We start from the raw sequence: 23,359 nt of genomic DNA, 5'->3' as shown, positions 1-23,359 counted from the left end.
TCGGGGCCGGGGTTCCCCGCCCCCCCCCACCGTGCTCACCACCGCCCCCGCGCCCCCGCCCGCCGCCGGCCCCCACACAGCGCCCCCGGGGGGCGCCGCCACGATCGTGGCGGCGCCCCGGCGCGTTCCGGGTGTGGCAAGCTCGTCCGCATGCGGCTGGAGAACGTCTGGTTGCGGTACCACCGGCGGGGTCCGTGGGTGCTGCGGAGCGTGGACGCGCAGATCGGCCCGGGTGAGGTTGCGGTCGTCCTGGGCCGCAACGGGGTGGGCAAGTCCACCCTGCTCCAGGTGGCCGCCGGGGTGTTGCGGCCGGGCCGGGGTCGGGTCGTCGACCGGCCGGCCCGGGTGGGCTGGGTGCCCGAGCGCTTCCCGGCCGATCAGCCCTTCACCGTGTCCCGCTATCTGACCGGCATGGCCCGCGCGGCTGGGCTGGGACGCTCGGCCGCCGACGAGGCGGTGACGACCTGGACGCGGCGGCTCGGGCTGGACGCGTTCCGCTCGGTGCGCCTCGCGGAGCTGTCCAAGGGCACCGCGCAGAAGGTCGGCCTCGCCCAGGCCATGCTGCGGGCGCCGGGCCTGCTGGTGCTCGACGAGCCGTGGGAGGGCCTGGACGCCGCGACCCGCGAGCTGGTTCCCGAGCTGATCGACGAGGTGCTGGCCGACGGTGGCACGGTCCTGGTCAGCGACCACCGGGGGGAGACGGTCCGGTTGCCGGCCGCGCGCCGTTGGTCGGTGGCCGCGGGCGTGCTGACCGAGGAGACCGCGCCCGCCGACGAGGAGGCCATCGCGGTGGTCGAGGTCGCGGTGCCGGCCGCGCGGGTCGCCGGCACCGTCGCCCGCCTGCGCGCCGAGGGCCATCAGATCCTCCGAGTACGCGCCGACGCCTCCACCACCCCACCCCAGGCGCATCCGCCCACCCCGTCGGCCACGTCGGCGCGGCTCGGGGCGGCCGACGCGATGGTCGAGCCCGACACCGGGGAGGGCCGATGAACGCGCTGGTGCGGATGCGGCTGGCGGGTTTCCTGCGTACCGGACGGGCGTTGGCGCCCCTGCTCGCCGGCCTCGTCGTCCTCGGCACGCTCTACGGCGGCGGCCGGTCCCAGCCGGCGGAGGCGTACGGCGTCTCGGCGGTGGTGCTCTTCCCGGTGCTCGCCTGGCAGACCAAGATCCTGCTGGACATCGAGCCGGACGTGCAGCGTCGGCTGGCCCAGGTGACCGTCGGGGTGGCCCGGGAGCGTCTCGCCGGACTCCTGGCGGCCGGCGCGGCGGCGCTGGTCGCGGTGGCCGTCGCGCTGCTCTTTCCGTGGCTGGTGGGTGGGGTCACCGGCCCGGTCGAGCCGGGTGACCGGTCGGTGCCGGTCGGCATCGCGCTGGGGCTGTGGGCGCACCTGCTGGCCGTACCCGCCGCGGTTGCCCTCGGCGCGCTGGCCAGCCGGGCGTCGGTGGGCGGTGCCGCGTACGGCGTCGCGGTGCTGGCCCTCGGCGGTGTCGGCGCGGTGGCGCTCGGCCTGCGTGGTTCCGTCGCGCCCTGGCTGGTACCGCCGATCATGGCTACCGCCCGGACGACGGCGGGTGACGCCGCCGCGCTGACCCTGCTCGGGCTCACGGCCTGGGCCCTGGCGTGGAGCGTGGCGGTCACCGCCGGCTACCTGTGGCGGCGGCGGGCCCAGGGCTGAGTGGCCCGGCGGCGTGACCCGGCTCACCGGGGGCGATTTGGCGCTGGTCCCGGCGGCACGTACTCTTAACCTCATCCGTGTTATTGCGGATAAGGAACCACCCAGAGACCGCTGGTCACCGTGCTTCGGCACGGTCGAAGGCCCCGCGACGACGGGCGACCCGCGTAGGGCGGCAAGCGTAATTCGGCAGTGAGCATGGTCCGCCGACCGTGACTTCCCGCCGGCCCTCGCCCCGTGCGCCCTGCGCCGGGGCTTTTCGTTGTCGTGCTGCCTTCGTCCCCGCTCCGGCTTCGGCCGTGCCCGGGGACCAGCCTCGAGCAACGAGAGAGGAGGGACATGGCGGACAAGCCGATCCGAGCCGACAAGGCCACGGCCGTCGCTGAGCTGACCGAGAGCTTCCGCAGCGCGGGCGCTACCGTGCTGACCGAGTACCGCGGTCTGACGGTTTCCCAGCTCACCCAGCTGCGGCGATCGCTCGGTGCCGAGACCAGCTACACGGTCGCGAAGAACACGCTGGCGAAGCGTGCCGCGACGGACGCGGGCATCACCGGCCTCGACGAGCTGTTCACCGGTCCTACCGCGCTGACTTTCGTTTCGGGCGACGTCGTCGAGGCGGCGAAGGGGCTTCGCGACTTCGCGAAGGCCAACCCGAAGCTCGTCATCAAGGGCGGTGTCTTCGAGGGCAAGGCCATTTCCGCGGCCGAGGTCACGAAGCTCGCCGACCTGGAGTCCCGTGAGGTGCTGCTGGCCAAGCTGGCCGGCGCGATGAAGGGCAACCTGAGCAAGGCCGCGGCCCTGTTCCAGGCTCCGCTCTCCAAGGCCGCCCGCGCGGCGGCCGCCCTGGCGGACAAGAAGCGCGAGCAGGAGGGCGCCGAGGCGGCCTGAGGCCGCGCGGCGCACCCACGTTCTTTAACAACCTTTAGAAAGGACGCCAGACATGGCGAAGCTCAGCACCGACGAGCTGCTCGACGCGTTCAAGGAGATGACGCTGATCGAGCTCTCTGAGTTCGTGAAGCAGTTCGAGGACACCTTCGAGGTCACCGCCGCCGCTCCGGTCGCGGTTGCCGCCGCCGGTGGCGCTCCGGCCGCCGCCGAGGCCGAGCCGGAGAAGGACGAGTTCGACGTCGTCCTCGAGGCTGACGGTGGCAAGAAGATCCAGGTCATCAAGGTCGTGCGTGAGCTGACCGGCCTGGGCCTCAAGGAGGCCAAGGACGCGGTCGAGTCCGCGCCGAAGGCCATCCTGGAGAAGGTCAACAAGGAGACCGCCGAGAAGGCGAAGGCCAAGCTCGAGGGTGAGGGCGCCAAGGTCACCCTCAAGTGACCTGAGCTCCAACCTGCGCGTACCCGGCTCGGTGAGCTGGGACACGGTCGCGTCGCGGCGGGCGGTGATCCGACACGGATCACCGCCCGCCGTGTTTCGTGGACCGGGCGACAACCGTGCTGAGCTGGGCGCCGATGGTCGGCGCGGGATCATCCGCACGAACGACCGGATCCTCCTGAGGTGGGAAAGAACCGACGACCCGGATACCGGCCCTTGACGCGGCCCCGGCCTGACAGGCACCCTGACACCAGCAAGACACCGCGCTTGCGACGGCCACGATGTGGGTAATGACAGCGACGGCACCATCGGTCGCGGTCACCCGAGCGGCCCAGTGGGGAGTTGCGTTCTGAGCGGCCCGGCAGACCCCGGTGAACGGGGGCCGAGGAGCGTTCCGCAAACGACCTGCGGGGTGGGCTGGACAGCGGTTAGCCTCTCGGCTACACTGCTAGTTTGCGCTGCCTTCCGACTTGACCCCTGCTCGGAAATGTCCGTTTACGGATAATTCTGGTGGGGTCATTGGAGTGCACGCGTACCAGCCGTTCTGCAGCACCGGTCCTCGGAAGGACGCATCTTGGCAGCTTCCCGCCCTGCGAAGACCAGTCGTACGTCGAGCGCATTCGCTCCCCGCCGAGTTTCATTCGGCAGGATCACCGAACACCTCGAGGTCCCCAACCTCCTTGCCATCCAGAACGAGTCCTTCGACTGGCTCGTCGGCAACGAGGCTTGGCAGGGCCGGTCGGCGGACGACCCGCACGCACGCTCGGGTCTCGCGGAGATCCTTGAAGAGATCAGTCCCATTGAGGACTTCTCCGGCACCATGTCGCTCTCCTTCTCGGCGCCGCGCTTCGACGAGGTCAAGGCCTCGATCGAGGAGTGCAAGGAGAAGGACCTGACCTACTGCGCTCCGCTCTTCGTGACCGCGGAGTTCACCAACAACACCACTGGCGAGATCAAGAGCCAGACGGTGTTCATGGGTGACTTCCCGATGATGACGCCCAAGGGCACCTTCGTCATCAACGGCACCGAGCGCGTCGTGGTCAGCCAGCTCGTCCGGTCTCCGGGCGTGTACTTCGACAAGCAGCCGGACAAGACCTCCGACCGCGACCTCTCCAGCGTCAAGGTCATCCCGAGTCGGGGTGCCTGGCTGGAGTTCGACATCGACAAGCGCGACACGGTCGGCGTACGTATCGACCGCAAGCGCCGGCAGGCCGTCACGGTCCTGCTCAAGGCCATCGGATGGTCGGCCGAGCGGATCCGTGAGAAGTTCGGCTGGTCCGAGCTGATGATGACCACGCTCGAGAAGGACCACATCGCCGGCGCCGACGAGGCCCTGCTAGACATCTACCGCAAGCTGCGCCCTGGCGAGCCGCCGACGCGCGAGAACGCCCAGACCCTGCTCGACAACCTCTTCTTCAACCCGAAGAGGTACGACGTGGCCAAGGTCGGGCGCTACAAGTTCAACAAGAAGCTCGAAGTCGACGTGCCGATCACCACCGGCACGCTGACCGAGGACGACATCGTCGCCACCGTGGAGTACCTGTGCCGGCTGCACGCCGGTGAGGACGGCTACGAGGCCGACGACATCGACCACTTCGGCAACCGGCGCCTCCGTACCGTGGGCGAGCTGATCCAGAACCAGGTTCGGGTCGGCCTCTCCCGGATGGAGCGGGTCGTCCGCGAGCGGATGACCACGCAGGACGTCGAGGCGATCACGCCGCAGACCCTGATCAACATCCGCCCGGTGGTGGCGGCGATCAAGGAGTTCTTCGGTACGTCGCAGCTGTCCCAGTTCATGGACCAGACCAACCCGCTGGCGGGCCTGACCCACCGGCGTCGGCTGAGCGCGCTCGGCCCGGGTGGTCTGTCCCGGGAGCGGGCCGGCTTCGAGGTCCGCGACGTGCACCCGTCCCACTACGGCCGGATGTGCCCGATCGAGACGCCGGAAGGCCCGAACATCGGCCTGATCGGCGCGCTGTCCACCTTCGCCCGGGTCAACCCGTTCGGCTTCATCGAGACGCCGTACCGGAAGGTCGTCGAGGGTCGGGTCACCGACCAGATCGACTACCTGACCGCGGACGAGGAGGACCGGTTCGTCAAGGCCCAGGCCAACGCGCGCCTGAAGGCTGACGGCACGTTCGCCGAGGACCGGGTGCTCTGCCGTCGTAAGGGCGGCGAGACCGAGGACGTCGTCCCCGGTGCCGTCGACTACATGGACGTCTCGCCCCGGCAGATGACCTCGGTCGCGACCGCCATGATCCCGTTCCTCGAGCACGACGACGCCAACCGGGCACTGATGGGCGCGAACATGCAGCGCCAGGCGGTGCCGCTGGTCAAGGCCGAGGCGCCGCTCGTGGGTACGGGCATGGAGTACCGGGCCGCGGTCGACGCTGGCGACGTGGTGGTCGCCGAGGTCGGCGGTGTGATCGAGGATCTCTGCGCCGACTACGTCACCATCCACCAGGATGACGGCCACCGCCGGACGTACCTGCTGCACAAGTTCCGCCGCTCCAACGCCGGCTCCTGCGTCAACCAGAAGCCGGTCGTCTTCGAGGGCGACCGCGTCGAGGCCGGTCAGGTCATCGCCGACGGTCCCTGCACCGACGAGGGCGAGATGGCACTCGGACGCAACCTGCTGGTGGCGTTCATGTGCTGGGAGGGCCACAACTACGAGGACGCGATCATCCTGTCGCAGCGCCTCGTGCAGCAGGACGTGCTCACCTCGATCCACATCGAGGAGCACGAGGTCGACGCCCGGGACACCAAGCTCGGTCCGGAGGAGATCACCCGCGACATCCCGAACGTCAGCGAGGAAATGCTCGCCGACCTCGACGAGCGCGGCATCATCCGGATCGGCGCCGAGGTCGTTCCCGGCGACATCCTGGTCGGCAAGGTCACGCCCAAGGGTGAGACCGAGCTGACCCCGGAGGAGCGACTGCTCCGCGCGATCTTCGGTGAGAAGGCGCGTGAGGTTCGGGACACCTCGCTGAAGGTGCCGCACGGCGAGACCGGCACGGTCATCGGTGTGCGCACGTTCTCCCGCGAGGACGGCGACGAGTTGCCGCCGGGCGTCAACGAGCTGGTCCGGGTCTACGTCGCCCAGAAGCGCAAGATCCAGGACGGCGACAAGCTCGCCGGCCGGCACGGCAACAAGGGCGTCATCTCCAAGATCCTCCCGGTCGAGGACATGCCGTTCCTCGAGGACGGCACCCCGGTCGACATCGTGCTCAACCCGCTCGGTGTGCCGAGCCGGATGAACATCGGCCAGGTTCTGGAGACCCACCTCGGGTGGGTGGCCAAGACCGGTTGGAAGGTCGAGGGTGACGACGCCGAGTGGAAGCGCCAGCTCCGCTCGATCGACGCGCACGAGTCCGAGGGTGACACCAACGTGGCCACCCCGGTCTTCGACGGTGCCCGCGAGGAGGAGATCTCCGGTCTGCTCGAGTCGACCCTGCCCAACCGGGACGGCAAGCAGCTGATCGGGCGCACCGGTAAGGCGCAGCTGTTCGACGGTCGTTCCGGTGAGCCTCTGCCGGACCCGATCGCGGTCGGCTACGTCTACATCCTGAAGCTCAACCACCTGGTCGACGACAAGATCCACGCTCGGTCGACCGGTCCGTACTCGATGATCACGCAGCAGCCGCTGGGTGGTAAGGCGCAGTTCGGTGGTCAGCGCTTCGGTGAGATGGAGTGCTGGGCGATGCAGGCGTACGGCGCCGCGTACGCCCTGCAGGAGCTGCTCACGATCAAGTCCGACGACGTGCTCGGCCGGGTGAAGGTCTACGAGGCCATCGTCAAGGGCGAGAACATCCCGGAGCCGGGCATTCCGGAGTCGTTCAAGGTGCTGCTCAAGGAGCTGCAGTCGCTGTGCCTCAATGTCGAGGTGCTGTCCAGCGACGGTGTGGCCCTGGAGATGCGCGAGACCGACGACGAGGTGTTCCGGGCCGCGGAGGAGCTGGGCATCGACCTGTCCCGGCGCGAGCCGAGCTCGGTCGAAGAGGTGTAAGTGGTGCGGGTCGGGGGCCTTCGGGCTCCCGACCCCCGCCCGTGATCTAGCTGTAAAGACGACGACATAGGGGACATAGTGCTCGACGTCAACTTCTTCGACGAGCTGCGCATTGGTCTCGCCACCGCCGACGACATCCGTCAGTGGTCGCACGGCGAGGTCAAGAAGCCTGAGACCATCAACTACCGCACCCTGAAGCCGGAGAAGGACGGGCTCTTCTGCGAGAAGATCTTCGGTCCGCAGCGGGACTGGGAGTGCTACTGCGGTAAGTACAAGCGCGTCCGGTTCAAGGGCATCATCTGCGAGCGCTGCGGCGTCGAGGTGACCCGCTCCAAGGTTCGTCGTGAGCGGATGGGGCACATCGAGCTCGCCGCTCCGGTGACCCACATCTGGTACTTCAAGGGCGTTCCGAGCCGGCTGGGCTACCTGCTGGACCTCGCCCCGAAGGATCTCGAAAAGATCATCTACTTCGCCTCGTACGTCGTGACGAGCGTGGACGCGGAGTCGCGTCACCGTGACCTCTCGACGATCGAGAACGAGATCCTGGCCGAGAAGCGGCAGTCCGAGAACAGCCGCGACTCGGAGATCGAGAAGCGGGCCGCCAAGCTCGAGGCCGACCTGGCCGAGCTGGAGGCCGAGGGTGCCAAGGCGGACGTCCGGCGCAAGGTCAAGGAGGGCGGAGAGCGCGAGATGCGCCAGATCCGCGACCGGGCCCAGCGCGAGATCGACCGCCTGGACGAGGTGCTGGACACCTTCCGCAAGCTGGAGCCGAAGCAGCTTGTCACCGACGAGCTGCTCTACCGCGAGCTGCGCGACCGGTTCGGTGAGTACTTCACCGGCTCGATGGGCGCGGAGGCCATCAAGGCGCTGGTCCAGAACATGGACCTCGACGCCGAGGCCGAGAGCCTGCGCGAGACCATCCGGTCCGGCAAGGGCCAGCGGAAGATCCGGGCGCTCAAGCGGCTCAAGGTCGTCGCGGCGTTCCTGAACACCCGCAACTCGCCGCTCGGCATGGTGCTGGACTGCGTCCCGGTCATCCCGCCGGACCTGCGCCCGATGGTGCAGCTCGACGGTGGCCGGTTCGCGACCTCGGACCTCAACGACCTGTACCGCCGCGTGATCAACCGGAACAACCGCCTCAAGCGGCTGATCGACCTCGGCGCGCCCGAGATCATCGTCAACAACGAGAAGCGGATGCTCCAGGAGGCCGTCGACGCGCTGTTCGACAACGGTCGTCGTGGCCGGCCGGTCACCGGTCCGGGTAACCGCCCGCTCAAGTCGCTGTCCGACATGCTCAAGGGCAAGCAGGGCCGGTTCCGCCAGAACCTGCTGGGCAAGCGCGTCGACTACTCCGGCCGTTCGGTCATCGTGGTCGGCCCGAAGCTCAAGCTGCACCAGTGCGGCCTGCCCAAGCAGATGGCCCTGGAGCTGTTCAAGCCGTTCGTCATGAAGCGGCTGGTCGACCTCAACCACGCGCAGAACATCAAGTCCGCCAAGCGGATGGTCGAGCGTCAGCGCCCGGTCGTGTGGGACGTGCTGGAAGAGGTCATCGGCGAGCACCCGGTGCTGCTCAACCGGGCGCCGACCCTGCACCGTCTGGGCATCCAGGCGTTCGAGCCGCAGCTGGTCGAGGGCAAGGCCATCCAGATCCACCCGCTGGTCTGCACCGCGTTCAACGCGGACTTCGACGGTGACCAGATGGCGGTGCACGTGCCGCTGTCCGCCGAGGCCCAGGCCGAGGCGCGGATCCTGATGCTGTCGTCGAACAACATCCTCAAGCCGGCCGACGGCAAGCCGGTCACCATGCCCACCCAGGACATGGTCATCGGCCTGTACCACCTCACCCACCTCACCGCCGGTGAGAAGGGCGAGGGCCGGGCGTTCAGCTCGGACGCCGAGGCGCGGATGGCGTTCGACAACGGCGAGCTGCACCTGCAGGCTCCGGTGAAGATCCGCCTGCGGAACGTGATCGGTGTCGACAACGGCGCCGGCGCCGAGGCGTGGACCGCTCCGGAGGGCTGGGTCGAGGGTGAGCCGCTGACCGTGGAGACCACCCTCGGTCGGGTGCTGTTCAACGAGACGCTGCCGCAGGGCTACCGCTTCGTGAACTACGAGATCCGCAAGGGTCAGCTCTCCGCGATCGTCAACGACCTCGCCGAGCGCTTCCCCAAGGTGGCTCTCGCGGCCACCCTGGACGGGCTCAAGGAGGCCGGCTTCCACTGGGCCACCTGGTCCGGCGTGACGATCGGCATGGAGGACGTCATCGCCCCGCCGCGCAAGGCGGAGATCCTGGCGAAGTACGAGAAGGAAGCCGACCGGATCGACAAGCAGTACCAGCGTGGTCTGATGACCGCCGAGGAGCGTCGCGGCGAACTCATCGAGATCTGGACCAAGGCGACCAACGAGGTCGCCAAGGAGATGGACACCGCGCTGCCGCAGGAGAACCCACTGTGGAAGATGATCAACTCGGGTGCTCGCGGTAACCTGCTCCAGCTCCGGCAGATCGCGGCGATCCGTGGTCTGGTGGCCAACCCGAAGGGCGAGATCATCCCGCGGCCGATCAAGGCCAGCTACCGGGAGGGTCTGTCCGTGCTGGAGTACTTCATCTCCACGCACGGTGCCCGTAAGGGTCTCGCCGACACCGCGCTGCGGACCGCCGACTCGGGTTACCTGACCCGTCGTCTGGTGGACGTCTCCCAGGACGTCATCATCCGCGAGGAGGACTGCGGCACCGACCGGGCGATCCCGATGCAGATCGGCGAGAAGCTCGACGGCAAGCTCGTCGTCCACACCCACGCCGAGACCAGCGTGCACGCCCGGACCCTGGCCGACGACATCAAGGGGCCGGACGGCACCGTGGTGGCCGAGCGCGGCCAGGACATCAACTCCATCGGGGTCGACAAGATCGTCGCCGCTGGTGTGGAGACGGTCCGGGTGCGCAGCGTGCTCACCTGCGAGTCGAAGCTGGGCGTCTGCGCGGCCTGCTACGGCCGTTCGCTGCCGACCGGCAAGTCGGTCGACATCGGTGAGGCCGTCGGCATCATCGCCGCCCAGTCCATCGGTGAGCCGGGTACGCAGCTGACGATGCGTACCTTCCACACCGGTGGTGTCGCGGGTGAGGACATCACCCAGGGTCTGCCGCGTGTGCAGGAAATCTTCGAGGCCCGGGTCCCGAAGGGTAAGGCGCCCATCGCCGACACCCCCGGTCGGATCCGCATCGAGGACGGCGAGCGCTCGCGGAAGATCATCGTGGTGCCGGACGACGGCAGCGAAGAGATCGTCTACGACAAGATCTCGAAGCGCGTCAAGCTCCGGACCCACGACGGCGGCCACGTCGCGGTCGGCGAGAAGCTGACCGAGGGCACCATCGACCCGCACGAGCTTCTGCGGATCATGGGTCCGCGTGCGGTGCAGGTCCACCTGACCAGTGAGGTCCAGGAGGTCTACCGCTCGCAGGGTGTGCTCATCCACGACAAGCACATCGAGATCATCATCCGCCAGATGCTCAAGCGGGTGACGGTCATCGACTCCGGCTCGACCGAGTTCCTGCCGGGCGTGCTCGTCGACCGGGCGCTGTTCGAGTCGGAGAACCGCCGACTCGTGTCGGAGGGTGGCGAGCCCGCCGCCGGCCGTCCGGTGCTGATGGGTATCACCAAGGCCTCGCTGGCCACCGACTCCTGGCTCTCCGCGGCCTCCTTCCAGGAGACCACGCGGGTGCTGACCGACGCTGCGATCAACTCGCGCAGCGACTCGCTGGTCGGCCTCAAGGAGAACGTGATCATCGGTAAGCTCATCCCGGCCGGTACGGGCATCAGCAAGTACCGCAACGTCCGGGTCGAGCCGACCGAGGAGGCCAAGGCCAAGGTCTACTCGATGACCGGTTACCCGGAGACCGACTACGGTTTCGGGCCGGCCAGTGGGCAGGCTGTGCCGCTGGACGACTTCGATTTCGGGTCGTACCGCTAAGCACCAGACAACGACGAGGCCCCCGGCATCCGCCCGGGGGCCTCGTCGTTCCCGGACCGCCCTGCCAGCGGACCGGGTTGGGCATGATGGAGGCATGACGACCGCATCCGGGCAGGTGTCCGTCGCCTCTTCAGGCCTGCGCCACCCGCTCGACCCGGATCCGGCCCGCGCCACCAAGGCGCGGGCGGTCTTCGCGCTGGGTCTGCTCGGCATGCTGACCGGGCTGTTCATCGGCGGGGTGGTGCCCGCGACGGTGGCGCTCCAGCTGGCCCGGCAGGCCCGCCGGGAGGCGTACGCCTCGGGGGGTTTCCTCACCGGAAGCGTCTGGCTGCGGCGGGGGGAGCGGATGGCCTGGACCGGTCTGGCGTTGGTCGCGGTCAGCGTGGTCGTCGTCGTGGTGATCGGCGTGGTCCGGCTGGCGGGCACGCCGTTCGGCCACGACTACCCCTCGAACATGGATTGAGGCATGCGGCGACCGCGCCCGGCGCGGACGGCGCCGCCTCCGGCGGTAGCCTGGCCGGTGTCCGCCGCGCGCTGGCGGCCCAGTCGACAGGAGGACTTCGTGACGGAACCGGCGCGGCCCCCGGCGGACGAACCAGCCGGGCATCCTGACGTGCCGGCTCCGGGCGCGACTCCCGGCTCGCCGGGTCCGGACGCGGCTCCCGGCTCGCCGGCTCCCGGCGTGGCCTCCTCCGCGCCGGCTCCGGACGCGGCTCCCTCGAAACCAGCTGTCGATGCCACCTCCGGCCCGAATCCGACCGCGGCGTCTTCCCCGGGGGTCGGCTCACCTGCCTCCTCCGATTCCGGTTCCACCGCGCCGGCGTCGAGCGCGTCGTCCGCACCGGTTTCGGATTTCGGGCCGATGCCCTCGGCGTGGAGTGAGTGGGCGCAACCGGAGGCGGGCGGACAGCCGGCGCCGACGACCGGCGCCCCTGCTGCGGGTACGCCCTCGTCGGCGGGCTGGGGTCCGCCGCCCTCGCCCGCCTGGGGTCCGCCCGCGGCCGAGTGGGGCGGGGTCTTCCCGCCCGGTTACCACCAGCCCCACCCTGCCGCCGGTACGCCGGTGCCGTACGGCTGGGCCCAACCGCCGTCGGGGCCCGCCGCCGCAGACGGGTGGGGGCAGCCACCGTCCGGACCGGGCACGCCGGCCGGTTGGGGCCACCCATCGTCGGGACCGCCCGGCTGGGGGCAGCCCTCGTCCGGGCCGGGCCCCTGGGGGCAGCCGGTGCCGGGGCACTTCCCCGCCTGGGGTACGGCCCCCGCCCGGCCGGTGCCGCCACCCACCGATGAGCAGCGGAGGCCGCCGAAGCGGGTGGAGGCGGTGCCCGGCACCCCGTTCGGGGTGGTGCACCTGGACGTGCCGCCGGTGACCGCCGGGCTGGCGACGGGGTCGCTGGTGGCCGGCATCGCGTCGATCCTGGTCTCGCTGCTGGTGATCTGCGTCGGTGTGGCCTTCGGGGCCCGTGGGGGAGTGTGGGTCTCGGGCGCCTTCACGGTGCTGGGGGTGCTGGCGGGGTTGGCAGCGGTCGTCACCGGCCTGCTGGGCCAGCGACAGATCCGCCGGGCGGCGGCGCCGTCGGCGGTGCGGTTCACCGGTCGGGGGCTCGCGGTGGCCGGCGTCAGCTGCGGCGCGGCGGGCGCCCTGCTGAGCCTGTTGGGTCTGGGGCTGGGGTTGCTGATCAGTCTGACGTGACAGGGGCGCGGGGACGGGTCCGTGGATCAGGTGGTGCCTGGGGGCCTGCCCGGGGGCGACGGGTGCTTCGGCGGGGAAGCCGGTACACTTGTGTTTGTAGGTGCCCATCGCGGGTGCCGAGGCGGGACGCGATCCGGCCGGCGAGGGGTGAGACGTTCGCCGACCCATTCCGTTTTGACCTGGGCGGCTGTGGTAGGTACTCTTTCCCCTTGTGCCCGGGCGTGCCCGGGCAACTCGTGCGTGCGCTGGTTCCGGAGTCCGGACGGCGGCATGACAAGCCAAAGATCCGGAGCGGGGCGATCCGCGTGCCGGTGACAGAAAACCCGGTACGTCCGCGACAGCGTCCGCACCGGGACCGTGAGCTGGGCGACACGCCCGACCGCGGGTGCCGGGGCCTCCGCAAGGTGACCCTGGTCGGAATGTAGGAGAGCCGGTCATCAGGCTGGCTAACGAGCAGACGGCGCGGCCGCAGACAGCGGCCGAAGGGAGCGGAGAAACCCGGTGCCCACCATTCAGCAGCTGGTCCGAAAGGGCCGTCAGGCCAAGACGACCAAGACCAAGACCCCTGCGCTCAAGGGGTCTCCCCAGCGGCGCGGCGTGTGCACCCGCGTGTACACCACCACCCCGAAGAAGCCGAACTCGGCGCTGCGCAAGGTCGCTCGTGTCAAGCTCAGCAGCCAGATCGAGGTAACCGCGTACATCCCGGGTGTCGGCCACAACCTGCAGGAGCACTCGATCGTGCTCGTGCGTGGCGGTCGTGTGAAGGACCTCCCCGGCGTGCGTTACAAGATCGTCCGCGGCTCGCTGGACACCCAGGGTGTCCGCAACCGCAAGCAGGCGCGCAGCCGTTACGGCGCGAAGAAGGAGAAGAGCTGACATGCCGCGTAAGGGACCCGCTCCGCGGCGGCCGCTGGTCGCTGACCCGGTGTACAACTCGCCGCTGGTCACCCAGCTGGTGAACAAGATCCTGCTGCGCGGCAAGCGCCAGCTCGCCGAGTCGATCGTGTACGCGGCCCTCGAGGGCTGCCGCGAGAAGTCCGGCACCGACCCGGTCGTCACCCTCAAGCGGGCGATGGACAACGTCAAGCCGACCCTCGAGGTGCGCAGCCGTCGTGTCGGTGGCGCCACCTACCAGGTGCCGGTCGAGGTTCGCCCCACCCGGGCGACCACGCTGGGCCTGCGCTGGCTGGTGACCTACTCCCGCGCCCGGCGCGAGAAGACCATGGTCGAGCGGCTGATGAACGAGCTGCTGGACGCGAGCAACGGCCTCGGCGCCGCCGTCAAGCGGCGCGAGGACACGCACAAGATGGCCGAGTCCAACAAGGCCTTCGCGCACTACCGCTGGTAACACCTGAGGTTCCGGCGCCCACCGGGCGCCGGAACCGCCACCAGTTGAGTCGAGACGACGATAAGTAGGGATTGAAGTGGCCGCCGCAGACGCGCTCGCCAACGTACGCAACATCGGCATCATGGCGCACATCGATGCCGGTAAGACCACGACCACCGAGCGAATCCTGTTCTACACCGGCATCACGTACAAGATCGGTGAGGTCCACGAGGGCGCCGCCGTCATGGACTGGATGGAGCAGGAGCAGGAGCGTGGTATCACCATCACCTCCGCTGCCACCAAGTGTGAGTGGAAGGGCCACACGATCCAGATCATCGACACGCCTGGCCACGTCGACTTCACGGTCGAGGTCGAGCGGTCGCTGCGGGTCCTGGATGGTGCGGTCGCGGTCTACGACGGTGTCGCCGGCGTCGAGCCGCAGACGGAGAACGTCTGGCGGCAGGCCGACAAGTACAACGTCCCGCGGATGTGCTTCGTCAACAAGCTCGACCGGACCGGTGCCGACTTCTTCCGCTGCGTGCAGATGATGATCGACCGGCTCAACGCCACCCCGCTGGTGCTCCAGATCCCGATCGGGCTCGAGGGCGACCACATCGGTGTCGTCGACCTGGTCGGCATGCGCGCCCTCACCTGGCGCGGGGAGACCCAGAAGGGTGAGGACTACGCGATCGAGGAGATCCCGGCCGAGCTGGCCGACTCCGCGGCCGAGTGGCGCGAGAAGCTGATGGAGACCCTCGCCGACGTCGACGACTCGGTGATGGAGAAGTACCTGGAAGGCGAGGAGGTCTCCATCGAGGAGATCAAGGCCGCCATCCGGCGTGCCACCATCGCCGGCAAGGCCAACCCGGTGCTGTGCGGCTCGGCGTTCAAGAACAAGGGCGTCCAGCCCATGCTCGACGCCGTGGTCGACTTCCTGCCGTCGCCGCTGGACGTTCCGGCGATCGAGGGTACGGCCACCGACGGTGAGACCCCGCTGCTGCGCAAGCCGTCCAACTCGGAGCCCTTCTCCGGTCTGGCCTTCAAGATCCAGACGGACAAGCACCTGGGCAAGCTCACCTACGTGCGCGTCTACTCCGGCACGCTCGACTCCGGCTCCCAGGTGGTCAACTCCACCAAGGACCGCAAGGAGCGGATCGGCAAGATCTACCAGATGCACGCCAACAAGCGGGAAGAGCGTCCGTCGGCGCAGGCCGGCGACATCATCGCCGTGCAGGGTCTCAAGCAGACCACCACCGGCGACACGCTCTCCGACCCGGCGAACCCGGTCATCCTGGAGTCGATGACCTTCCCGGAGCCGGTCATCTCGGTGGCGATCGAGCCGAAGACCAAGTCTGACCAGGAGAAGCTGGGCACGGCCATCCAGCGCCTGGCCGAGGAGGACCCGACCTTCCGCGTCCAGCTGGACGAGGAGACCGGTCAGACGGTCATCTCCGGCATGGGCGAGCTGCACCTGGACATCCTGGTCGACCGGATGCGCCGCGAGTTCAACGTCGAGGCCAACGTCGGCAAGCCGCAGGTGGCGTACCGCGAGACCATCCGCCGCAAGGTGGAGAAGGTCGAGTACACCCACAAGAAGCAGACCGGTGGCTCCGGCCAGTACGCCCGCGTCATCGTGAGCGTCGAGCCGCTGCCGCTGGACAACGACTCGCCGACCTACGAGTTCGCCAACGCCGTCAGCGGCGGTCGCATCCCGCGGGAGTTCATCCCGTCGGTCGACGCCGGTGCGCAGGACGCCATGCAGTACGGCATCCTCGCGGGCTTCCCGCTCGTCGGTGTGAAGCTGACGCTGCTGGACGGTCAGTACCACGAGGTCGACTCGTCGGAAATGGCATTCAAGATCGCCGGCTCGATGGTGATGAAGGACGCGGCCCGCAAGGCCGATCCCGCGTTGCTTGAGCCGATGATGGCCGTTGAGGTCACCACTCCTGAGGAGAACATGGGTGACGTCATCGGTGACCTCAACTCCCGCCGCGGCATCATCCAGGCGATGGAGGAGCGCAGCGGCGCCCGCATCGTGAGGGCTCTGGTGCCGTTGTCGGAGATGTTCGGCTACGTCGGCGACCTGCGGTCGAAGACCCAGGGCCGGGCTAGCTACAGCATGCAGTTCGACTCCTACGCGGAGGTTCCGCAGAGCGTCGCGAAGGAGATCATCGCGAAGGCAACGGGCGAGTAACTGCCCCGAGCAGGTGATTCGTGGTCGGTCGCGGGTGACTCAACCCGCCCGCGGCCACCACGATCGGATCGCGTGAGACCGGGCCTGTAGGCTTCATCGCCGCAGAACCCACAAAGGCTCTCCGGCCGTCAGGCCGGAAAGGCTGTCGACAGAGTCCTAAGCGCCGACCGGCGCGCCGGGCGTACGAACCAAGAAGTCCACAGGAGGACACCAGTGGCGAAGGCTAAGTTCGAGCGGACTAAGCCGCACGTCAACATCGGCACCATTGGTCACATCGACCACGGTAAGACGACGCTGACGGCGGCCATCACCAAGGTCCTGCACGACCAGTACCCGGACCTGAACCCGTACACGCCGTTCGACGAGATCGACAAGGCGCCGGAGGAGAAGGCCCGCGGCATCACGATCTCGATCGCGCACGTCGAGTACCAGACCGAGTCGCGGCACTACGCGCACGTGGACTGCCCCGGCCACGCGGACTACATCAAGAACATGATCACCGGTGCCGCGCAGATGGACGGCGCGATCCTGGTGGTCGCGGCGACCGACGGCCCGATGCCGCAGACCCGTGAGCACGTGCTGCTCGCGCGTCAGGTTGGCGTGCCGTACATCGTCGTGGCGCTCAACAAGAGCGACATGGTCGACGACGAGGAGCTCCTGGAGCTCGTCGAGCTCGAGGTCCGTGAGCTGCTCTCCTCGCAGGAGTACCCGGGTGACGACCTGCCGGTCGTGCGGGTTTCGGCGCTGAAGGCCCTCGAGGGTGACCCCGAGTGGACCGGCAAGCTCCTGGACCTGATGACCGCGGTCGACACCGCGATCCCGCAGCCGGAGCGCGAGACCGAGAAGCCGTTCCTCATGCCCATCGAGGACGTCTTCACGATCACCGGTCGTGGCACCGTCGTCACCGGTCGCGCCGAGCGCGGCATCCTCAAGCCGAACGAGGAGGTGGAGATCGTCGGTATCCGCGAGAAGTCGCAGAAGACGGTCTGCACCGGTATCGAGATGTTCCGCAAGCTGCTCGACGAGGCCCGCGCGGGCGAGAACGTCGGTCTGCTGCTGCGTGGCATCAAGCGCGAGGACGTCGAGCGCGGCATGGTGGTCGTCAAGCCGGGCACCACGACCCCGCACACGGAGTTCGAGGCGACGGTCTACATCCTCTCCAAGGAGGAGGGCGGCCGGCACACCCCGTTCTTCCAGAACTACCGCCCGCAGTTCTACTTCCGGACCACGGACGTCACCGGTGTCGTCACCCTCCCCGAGGGCACCGAGATGGTCATGCCGGGTGACAACACCACCATGTCGGTGAAGCTGATCCAGCCCATCGCCATGGAGGAGAACCTCAAGTTCGCGATCCGCGAGGGTGGCCGCACCGTCGGCGCCGGGTTCGTCACCAAGATCCAGAAGTGACCTGGGTAACCCCGATTAGACCCGCCGCCGGTCGTGCGGCATACTAGTCAGGTTGCGTAACGACAGTTCGTCGCCTGTGTTCGGCTTTCGCTGAACCTCCGGGTGGCGAGACAGTCGAGCGTAGGGTGGTTGGCGGCCCAGTCGCCAACCACCCTCGCACGGCGTTCAGGTCGCGGTAGTGCGATCGGCGCCTTGACCCACCGCGCGGTCAGCACCACTCCGGAACCCCGGGGCGGAGCCTGGCCCGAGGGCGCGACACGCCCGACCGCGGGGGTCGGCGAAGTGGGCCTGTGCCAGCCGGTACAGGCGCCCGCAACACAGCGGCATCGAGAGAAGGAACAGAAGCCACCATGGCGGGACAGAAGATCCGCATCCGGCTCAAGGCCTATGACCACGAGGTCGTCGACTCCTCGGCTCGGAAGATCGTCGAGACGGTGACGCGTACCGGGGCGCAGGTCGCGGGCCCGGTGCCGCTGCCCACGGAGATCAACCGTTTCTGCGTTATCCGCTCGCCGCACAAGTACAAGGACTCGCGCGAGCACTTCGAGATGCGCACGCACAAGCGGCTGATCGACATCATCGACCCGACCCCGAAGACGGTCGACTCGCTCATGCGCCTCGACCTGCCGGCTGGCGTCGACATCGAGATCAAGCTGTAGGGACCGGACAAATGGACAGGCAAGTCAAGGGGATCCTGGGCGCCAAGCTCGGCATGACCCAGGTCTGGGACAACAACAAGGTTGTTCCCGTGACCGTGGTCGAGGCCGGCCCGTGCGTCATCAGCCAGGTTCGTAGCGCCGAGAAGGACGGTTACTCCGCGGTCCAGCTGGCGTACGGCACGATCGACCCGCGCAAGGTGAAGAAGCCGGTCAGCGGGCACTACGCGAAGGCGGACGTGGCGCCGCGCCGGCACATCGTCGAGCTGCGCACCACGGACGCGTCGGAGTACTCGCTCGGCCAGGAGGTCACGGTCGAGGAGTTCCCGGCGGGCGTCACGATCGACGTCACCGGCAAGACCAAGGGCAAGGGCTACGCCGGCCCGATGAAGCGGCACGGCTTCCACGGTCTGCGCGCCAGCCACGGTGTCGAGCGCAAGCACCGCTCGCCCGGCTCCATCGGCGCCTGCGCCACCCCGGGTCGTGTCTTCAAGGGCACCCGGATGGCCGGCCGCATGGGTGGCGTGCGCTACACCGTGCAGAACCTCACCGTCCAGGCGGTCGACACCGAGAACAACCTGCTGCTCGTCCGGGGTGCCATTCCTGGTCCCAAGGGCGCGCTCGTTCTGGTCCGTACCGCGGCCAAGAGCAAGGTGAAGAAGGGCGGTGCGGCCAAGTGACCACCGTTGACGTGCGCACCGTCGAAGGCACCACCAGCGGCTCGGTCGAGCTGCCGGCGGACATCTTCGACGTGCAGGCCAACGTCGCGCTGATGCACCAGGTCGTGGTGGCCCAGCTCGCGGCGGCCCGACAGGGCACGCACAAGGCCAAGACCCGCGGCGAGGTCGCCGGTGGCGGCAAGAAGCCGTACAAGCAGAAGGGCACCGGTCGCGCCCGGCAGGGCTCGATCCGCGCGCCGCAGTTCGCCGGCGGTGGCGTGGTGCACGGTCCCGTGCCGCGCGACTACAGCCAGCGGACCCCGAAGAAGATGAAGGCCGCCGCACTGCGGGGTGCCCTCTCCGACCGGGCCCGCGCCGGGCAGGTGCACGTCGTCGAGGCGTTCGTCTCGGGCGAGAAGCCGTCGACCAAGGCCGCTCTGGCCACGCTTGCCAAGCTCACCGAGGCCCGTCGGGTCCTGGTCGTGCTGAGCAGCACCGACGAGCTGAACTGGGTGTCGCTGCGCAACGAGCCGCGGGTGCACCTGATCGAGTCCGGCCAGCTGAACACGTACGACGTGCTGGTGGCCGACGACGTGGTCTTCACCAAGGACGCCCTGGACGAGTTCCTGGGCGTGCCCGCCGAGACCACCGAGGAGGGTGGCAAGTGAGCACGATCGCCGACCCGCGCGACATCATCGTGGCGCCGGTCGTCTCGGAGAAGAGCTACAGCGAGCTGAACCGGAACTGGTACACCTTCCTGGTGCACCCGGACGCGAACAAGACCGAGATCAAGATCGCTATCCAGCAGATCTTCGACGTCCGCGTCCTGACGGTCAACACGCTCAACCGCCAGGGTAAGCGCAAGCGCACCAAGACCGGCTTCGGTCAGCGCAAGGCGACCAAGCGGGCGATCGTGAAGCTGGCTGACGGTGACCGTATCGAGGCCTTCGGCGGCCCGGTCAGCTGAGGGGTGTAGACAATGGCTATCCGTAAGTACAAGCCGACGACGCCGGGCCGTCGTGGCTCCAGCGTCGCCGACTTCGCCGAGATCACCCGGTCTACGCCGGAGAAGTCGCTGCTGGCTCCGTTGCCGAAGAAGGGCGGGCGTAACGCCCACGGCCGGATCACCACGCGGCACCACGGTGGCGGTCACAAGCGCCAGTACCGTCTGATCGACTTCAAGCGGGTCGACAAGGACGGCGTGCCGGCGAAGGTCGCCCACATCGAGTACGACCCGAACCGCACCGCGCGCATCGCGCTGCTGCACTACGCCGACGGCGAGAAGCGGTACATCATCGCGCCGAAGGACATGAAGCAGGGCGACCGCGTCGAGTCCGGTCCGGGCGCCGACATCAAGCCGGGTAACAACCTGCCGCTGCGCAACATCCCGGTCGGTACCACGATCCACAACGTGGAGCTGCGTCCGGGCGGCGGGGCCAAGCTCGCCCGCTCCGCCGGCGTCGGCATCCAGCTGCTCGGCCGCGAGGGCGTGTACGCGACCCTGCGTATGCCGTCCGGCGAGATCCGGCGGGTGGACGTGCGTTGCCGCGCCAGCATCGGCGAGATCGGCAACGCCGACCAGTCGAACATCAACTGGGGTAAGGCCGGCCGGATGCGGTGGAAGGGCAAGCGCCCGACCGTCCGTGGTGTCGCCATGAACCCGGTCGACCACCCGCACGGTGGTGGTGAGGGTAAGACCTCCGGTGGTCGCCACCCGGTCAACCCGCAGGGTAAGCCCGAGGGCCGCACCCGCCGTAAGGGCCAGGCGAGCGACAAGCTGATTGTCCGCCGCCGCTACGCCACGCGTAAGCGCGGCTGAGGGAGATAAGACATGCCTCGCAGCCTGAAGAAGGGCCCGTTCGTCGACGACCACCTGCTCAAGAAGGTGGAAGTTCAGAACGACAAGGGCTCCAAGAACGTGATCAAGACCTGGTCGCGGCGCTCGACGATCATCCCCGAGATGCTCGGGCACACGATCGCCGTGCACGACGGACGCAAGCACGTCCCGGTGTTCGTGACCGAGGCGATGGTCGGGCACAAGCTCGGCGAGTTCGCGCTGACCCGCACCTTCAAGGGTCACGAGAAGGACGACCGGAAGAGCCGTCGGCGCTGACGCCGCCAGGCATACGGATAGAGGGAACAAGGGGTTACAGCGATGCCAGGAAAGGGCGACGCTCCGGTGCTTCCGGGCGCGCGGGCGGTTGCGCGGCACGTGCGCATCTCGCCGATGAAGGCGCGCCGGGTGGTCAACCTCGTCCGCGGCCTGCCCGCGAAGGAGGCGCTCACGGTGCTGCAGTTCGCGCCGCAGGCTGCGAGCGAGCAGGTGTACAAGGTGCTCGCTAGCGCGATCGCCAACGCGGAGAACAACGAGCGGCTGGACCCCGACGCGCTGCTCGTCAGCGAGGCGTTCGTGGACGAGGGCCCGACGATGAAGCGGTTCCAGCCGCGGGCGCAGGGTCGGGCGTACCGGATCCGCAAGCGCACCTGTCACATCACCGTGGCGGTCGAGGCGGTCGCGCCGGCAGCGCCGAGGAAGGCCGCGGCGAAGAAGGCCGCCCCGGCCACGCAGGCCGCACCGGCCGAAGCGCAGAGCAAGACGGAGGACGCCGAGTAATGGGTCAGAAGGTTCACCCCACTGGGTTCCGGCTCGGCATCTCGACCGACTGGAAGTCCCGTTGGTTCGCGGACAAGCTCTACAAGGACTACATCGGCGAGGATGTCAAGATCCGCCGCATGATGTCCAAGGGCCTCGAGCGTGCCGGGATCTCCAAGGTCGACATCGAGCGCACCCGCGACCGCGTCCGCGTCGACATCCACACCGCCCGGCCGGGCATCGTCATCGGCCGTAAGGGTGCGGAGGCCGACCGGATCCGCGGCGAGCTGGAGAAGCTCACCGGCAAGCAGGTCCAGCTGAACATCATCGAGGTGAAGAACCCCGAGTCGGACGCTCAGCTCGTCGCGCAGGGCGTGGCCGAGCAGCTGTCCAGCCGGGTCAGCTTCCGTCGGGCGATGCGCAAGGCCATGCAGTCGGCCATGAAGAACCCGGTCTGCAAGGGCATCCGGGTTCAGGTTTCGGGTCGCCTCGGCGGCGCCGAGATGAGCCGGACCGAGTTCTACCGTGAGGGCCGGGTTCCGCTGCACACGCTGCGGGCCAACATCGAGTACGGCTTCTTCGAGGCCCGTACCACGTTCGGCCGGATCGGCGTGAAGGTCTGGATCTACAAGGGCGACGCCGTCCCGGGCCGGGAGGCTCCGGCCGAGGCCGGTCCGTCCCGCCCGCGTCGTGGTGAGCGCGGCGACCGTCCCGAGCGTCCGCGCCGTGGCCGGTCGGGTTCGTCCGGCACCACGGCTGGTGGCACCGAGGCCGGTCGGGCTGCTGCGACCACCATCGCGCAGCAGGCCGAGACGCCGAGCGGCGAGCCGGTCGACAGCGCTGCTGTCGCCGCCACTGCTGCTCCGGCTGAAACGCAGCAGGAGGGCTGACAGATGCTGATGCCGCGCAAGCCCCCGAAGGGCTTCCGCAAGCCGCACCACCCGGACCGCCACGGCGCGTCCAAGGGTGGTAACCGGGTGGTGTTCGGCGAGTTCGGGATCCAGGCTCTCGAGCCGGCGTACGTGACCAACCGCCAGATCGAGTCGGCGCGTATCGCGATGACCCGTCACATCAAGCGTGGCGGCAAGGTCTGGATCACGATCTTCCCGGACCAGGCCCTCACCAAGAAGCCTGCCGAGACCCGGATGGGTTCCGGTAAGGGTTCGCCCGAGTGGTGGGTCGCCAACGTCAAGCCGGGACGGGTTCTCTTCGAGATGTCGTTCCCCAACGAGCAGATCGCGCGTGAGGCCATGCGTCGCGCGATCCACAAGCTCCCGATGAAGTGCCGCATTGTTACGCGCGAAGTGGGTGAATCCTGATGGCAGCGGGCGTTAAGGCGACCGAGCTGCGTGAGCTCTCCGAGGAGGAGCTGGTCACGAAGCTGCGGGAGGCCAAGGCGGAGCTGTTCAACCTCCGCGTGCAGGCCGCAACCGGGCAGCTGGACAACAACCGGCGGCTGCAGGTCATCCGTCGGGAGATCGCCCGGATCTACACGATCATGCGCGAGCGCGAGCTGGGGCTCTCGGCCGCGCCGACTGAGGTGACTGCATCATGACCGAGAACACCACCGCTGACGCCACCCGCGCGCGCCGCAAGGTCCGCGAGGGCCTGGTGGTCAGCGACAAGATGGACAAGACCGTCGTGGTCGAGGTCGAGGACCGGGTTCGGCACGCGCTGTACGGCAAGATCATGCGTCGTACGAGCAAGCTGAAGGTGCACGACGAGCAGAACGCCGCTGGCACCGGCGACCGGGTCCTGATCATGGAGACCCGGCCGCTGAGCGCCACCAAGCGTTGGCGGATCGTGGAGATCCTGGAAAAGGCCAAGTAGCGAAGGCTCGAGCTCGCCCGGCGTTGCGTCGGGC

Annotated in this window: 23 protein-coding genes; all 23 read left to right on the top strand. The window is 68.7% G+C overall.

Features of this window, described 5'->3' with window-relative positions:
- Positions 1 to 150 precede the first annotated feature (150 nt).
- The 23 genes from AB0I89_RS16245 (at position 151) to rpsQ (ending at position 23,325) form a co-directional block, all read left to right on the top strand.
- Positions 151 to 990, top strand: a complete 840-nt coding sequence (locus tag AB0I89_RS16245; protein ID WP_357126532.1) for an ABC transporter ATP-binding protein — start codon at positions 151 to 153, stop codon at positions 988 to 990.
- On the top strand, positions 987 to 1,676 hold the full coding sequence (locus AB0I89_RS16240) for a hypothetical protein (protein WP_355050770.1): 690 nt from the start codon (positions 987 to 989) through the stop codon (positions 1,674 to 1,676). Before AB0I89_RS16245 ends, AB0I89_RS16240 begins: the two co-directional genes overlap by 4 nt.
- A 336-nt stretch (positions 1,677 to 2,012) precedes the next feature.
- Entirely contained in the window at positions 2,013 to 2,561 is a 549-nt protein-coding gene (gene rplJ, locus AB0I89_RS16235; RefSeq protein ID WP_355050769.1) for a 50S ribosomal protein L10, read from the top strand.
- A 52-nt stretch (positions 2,562 to 2,613) separates the two neighbouring features.
- Complete coding sequence (gene rplL, locus AB0I89_RS16230; RefSeq protein WP_007465324.1) at positions 2,614 to 2,997, top strand: 50S ribosomal protein L7/L12; 384 nt, start codon at positions 2,614 to 2,616, stop codon at positions 2,995 to 2,997.
- A 571-nt stretch (positions 2,998 to 3,568) separates the two neighbouring features.
- Complete coding sequence (locus AB0I89_RS16225; RefSeq protein ID WP_357126527.1) at positions 3,569 to 7,000, top strand: DNA-directed RNA polymerase subunit beta; 3,432 nt, start codon at positions 3,569 to 3,571, stop codon at positions 6,998 to 7,000.
- Between the two features lie 78 nt (positions 7,001 to 7,078).
- On the top strand, positions 7,079 to 10,966 hold the full coding sequence (locus AB0I89_RS16220; RefSeq protein WP_357126524.1) for a DNA-directed RNA polymerase subunit beta': 3,888 nt from the start codon (positions 7,079 to 7,081) through the stop codon (positions 10,964 to 10,966).
- A 94-nt stretch (positions 10,967 to 11,060) separates the two neighbouring features.
- On the top strand, positions 11,061 to 11,429 hold the full coding sequence (locus AB0I89_RS16215; RefSeq protein ID WP_355050766.1) for a hypothetical protein: 369 nt from the start codon (positions 11,061 to 11,063) through the stop codon (positions 11,427 to 11,429).
- Positions 11,430 to 12,278: 849 nt separating this feature from the next.
- Entirely contained in the window at positions 12,279 to 12,659 is a 381-nt protein-coding gene (locus AB0I89_RS16210) for a hypothetical protein (RefSeq protein WP_357126604.1), read from the top strand.
- 501 nt (positions 12,660 to 13,160) lie between these two features.
- Entirely contained in the window at positions 13,161 to 13,535 is a 375-nt protein-coding gene (gene rpsL, locus AB0I89_RS16205) for a 30S ribosomal protein S12 (protein WP_007465318.1), read from the top strand.
- 1 nt (position 13,536) lies between these two features.
- Complete coding sequence (gene rpsG, locus AB0I89_RS16200) at positions 13,537 to 14,007, top strand: 30S ribosomal protein S7 (RefSeq protein ID WP_007465317.1); 471 nt, start codon at positions 13,537 to 13,539, stop codon at positions 14,005 to 14,007.
- Between the two features lie 76 nt (positions 14,008 to 14,083).
- The gene (gene fusA, locus AB0I89_RS16195) at positions 14,084 to 16,180 is read left to right on the top strand and encodes an elongation factor G (RefSeq protein WP_357126520.1); all 2,097 of its coding nucleotides are present in this window, start codon (positions 14,084 to 14,086) and stop codon (positions 16,178 to 16,180) included.
- Between the two features lie 213 nt (positions 16,181 to 16,393).
- On the top strand, positions 16,394 to 17,587 hold the full coding sequence (gene tuf / locus AB0I89_RS16190) for an elongation factor Tu (RefSeq protein ID WP_355050763.1): 1,194 nt from the start codon (positions 16,394 to 16,396) through the stop codon (positions 17,585 to 17,587).
- Between the two features lie 350 nt (positions 17,588 to 17,937).
- Positions 17,938 to 18,246 carry a 30S ribosomal protein S10 gene (gene rpsJ, locus AB0I89_RS16185; RefSeq protein ID WP_007073037.1) on the top strand — a complete coding sequence of 103 codons (309 nt, stop codon included), beginning with the start codon at positions 17,938 to 17,940 and terminating at the stop codon, positions 18,244 to 18,246.
- An 11-nt stretch (positions 18,247 to 18,257) separates the two neighbouring features.
- Positions 18,258 to 18,923 (top strand): 50S ribosomal protein L3, encoded by a 666-nt coding sequence (gene rplC / locus AB0I89_RS16180; protein WP_355050762.1) that lies wholly within the window; start codon positions 18,258 to 18,260, stop codon positions 18,921 to 18,923.
- Positions 18,920 to 19,570, top strand: coding sequence for a 50S ribosomal protein L4 (gene rplD / locus AB0I89_RS16175; protein WP_357126515.1), 651 nt, complete (start codon positions 18,920 to 18,922; stop codon positions 19,568 to 19,570). The genes rplC and rplD overlap by 4 nt, the downstream gene beginning before the upstream one ends.
- Positions 19,567 to 19,869, top strand: coding sequence for a 50S ribosomal protein L23 (rplW, locus tag AB0I89_RS16170; protein WP_088998352.1), 303 nt, complete (start codon positions 19,567 to 19,569; stop codon positions 19,867 to 19,869). The genes rplD and rplW overlap by 4 nt, the downstream gene beginning before the upstream one ends.
- Before the next feature lie 12 nt (positions 19,870 to 19,881).
- A complete protein-coding gene (rplB, locus tag AB0I89_RS16165; protein WP_355050760.1) occupies positions 19,882 to 20,721 on the top strand; it encodes a 50S ribosomal protein L2 in 840 nt (279 codons plus the stop codon).
- 12 nt (positions 20,722 to 20,733) lie between these two features.
- On the top strand, positions 20,734 to 21,015 hold the full coding sequence (gene rpsS / locus AB0I89_RS16160; protein WP_007465299.1) for a 30S ribosomal protein S19: 282 nt from the start codon (positions 20,734 to 20,736) through the stop codon (positions 21,013 to 21,015).
- Between the two features lie 42 nt (positions 21,016 to 21,057).
- Positions 21,058 to 21,516, top strand: coding sequence for a 50S ribosomal protein L22 (rplV, locus tag AB0I89_RS16155; protein WP_089018943.1), 459 nt, complete (start codon positions 21,058 to 21,060; stop codon positions 21,514 to 21,516).
- The gene (gene rpsC, locus AB0I89_RS16150) at positions 21,516 to 22,385 is read left to right on the top strand and encodes a 30S ribosomal protein S3 (RefSeq protein ID WP_091402401.1); all 870 of its coding nucleotides are present in this window, start codon (positions 21,516 to 21,518) and stop codon (positions 22,383 to 22,385) included. Before rplV ends, rpsC begins: the two co-directional genes overlap by 1 nt.
- 3 nt (positions 22,386 to 22,388) lie before the next feature.
- Positions 22,389 to 22,814 carry a 50S ribosomal protein L16 gene (gene rplP / locus AB0I89_RS16145; protein ID WP_073834927.1) on the top strand — a complete coding sequence of 142 codons (426 nt, stop codon included), beginning with the start codon at positions 22,389 to 22,391 and terminating at the stop codon, positions 22,812 to 22,814.
- Positions 22,814 to 23,050 carry a 50S ribosomal protein L29 gene (gene rpmC, locus AB0I89_RS16140; RefSeq protein WP_007465283.1) on the top strand — a complete coding sequence of 79 codons (237 nt, stop codon included), beginning with the start codon at positions 22,814 to 22,816 and terminating at the stop codon, positions 23,048 to 23,050. The genes rplP and rpmC overlap by 1 nt, the downstream gene beginning before the upstream one ends.
- Positions 23,047 to 23,325, top strand: a complete 279-nt coding sequence (rpsQ, locus tag AB0I89_RS16135; RefSeq protein ID WP_355050759.1) for a 30S ribosomal protein S17 — start codon at positions 23,047 to 23,049, stop codon at positions 23,323 to 23,325. The genes rpmC and rpsQ overlap by 4 nt, the downstream gene beginning before the upstream one ends.
- Positions 23,326 to 23,359 lie beyond the last annotated feature (34 nt).

Source organism: Micromonospora sp. NPDC049801 (assembly GCF_040656575.1).
Lineage (GTDB): Bacteria > Actinomycetota > Actinomycetes > Mycobacteriales > Micromonosporaceae > Micromonospora.
The sequence above is the reverse complement of the archived record's forward strand: the minus strand, read 5'-3'. Positions and strand labels throughout refer to the sequence as shown.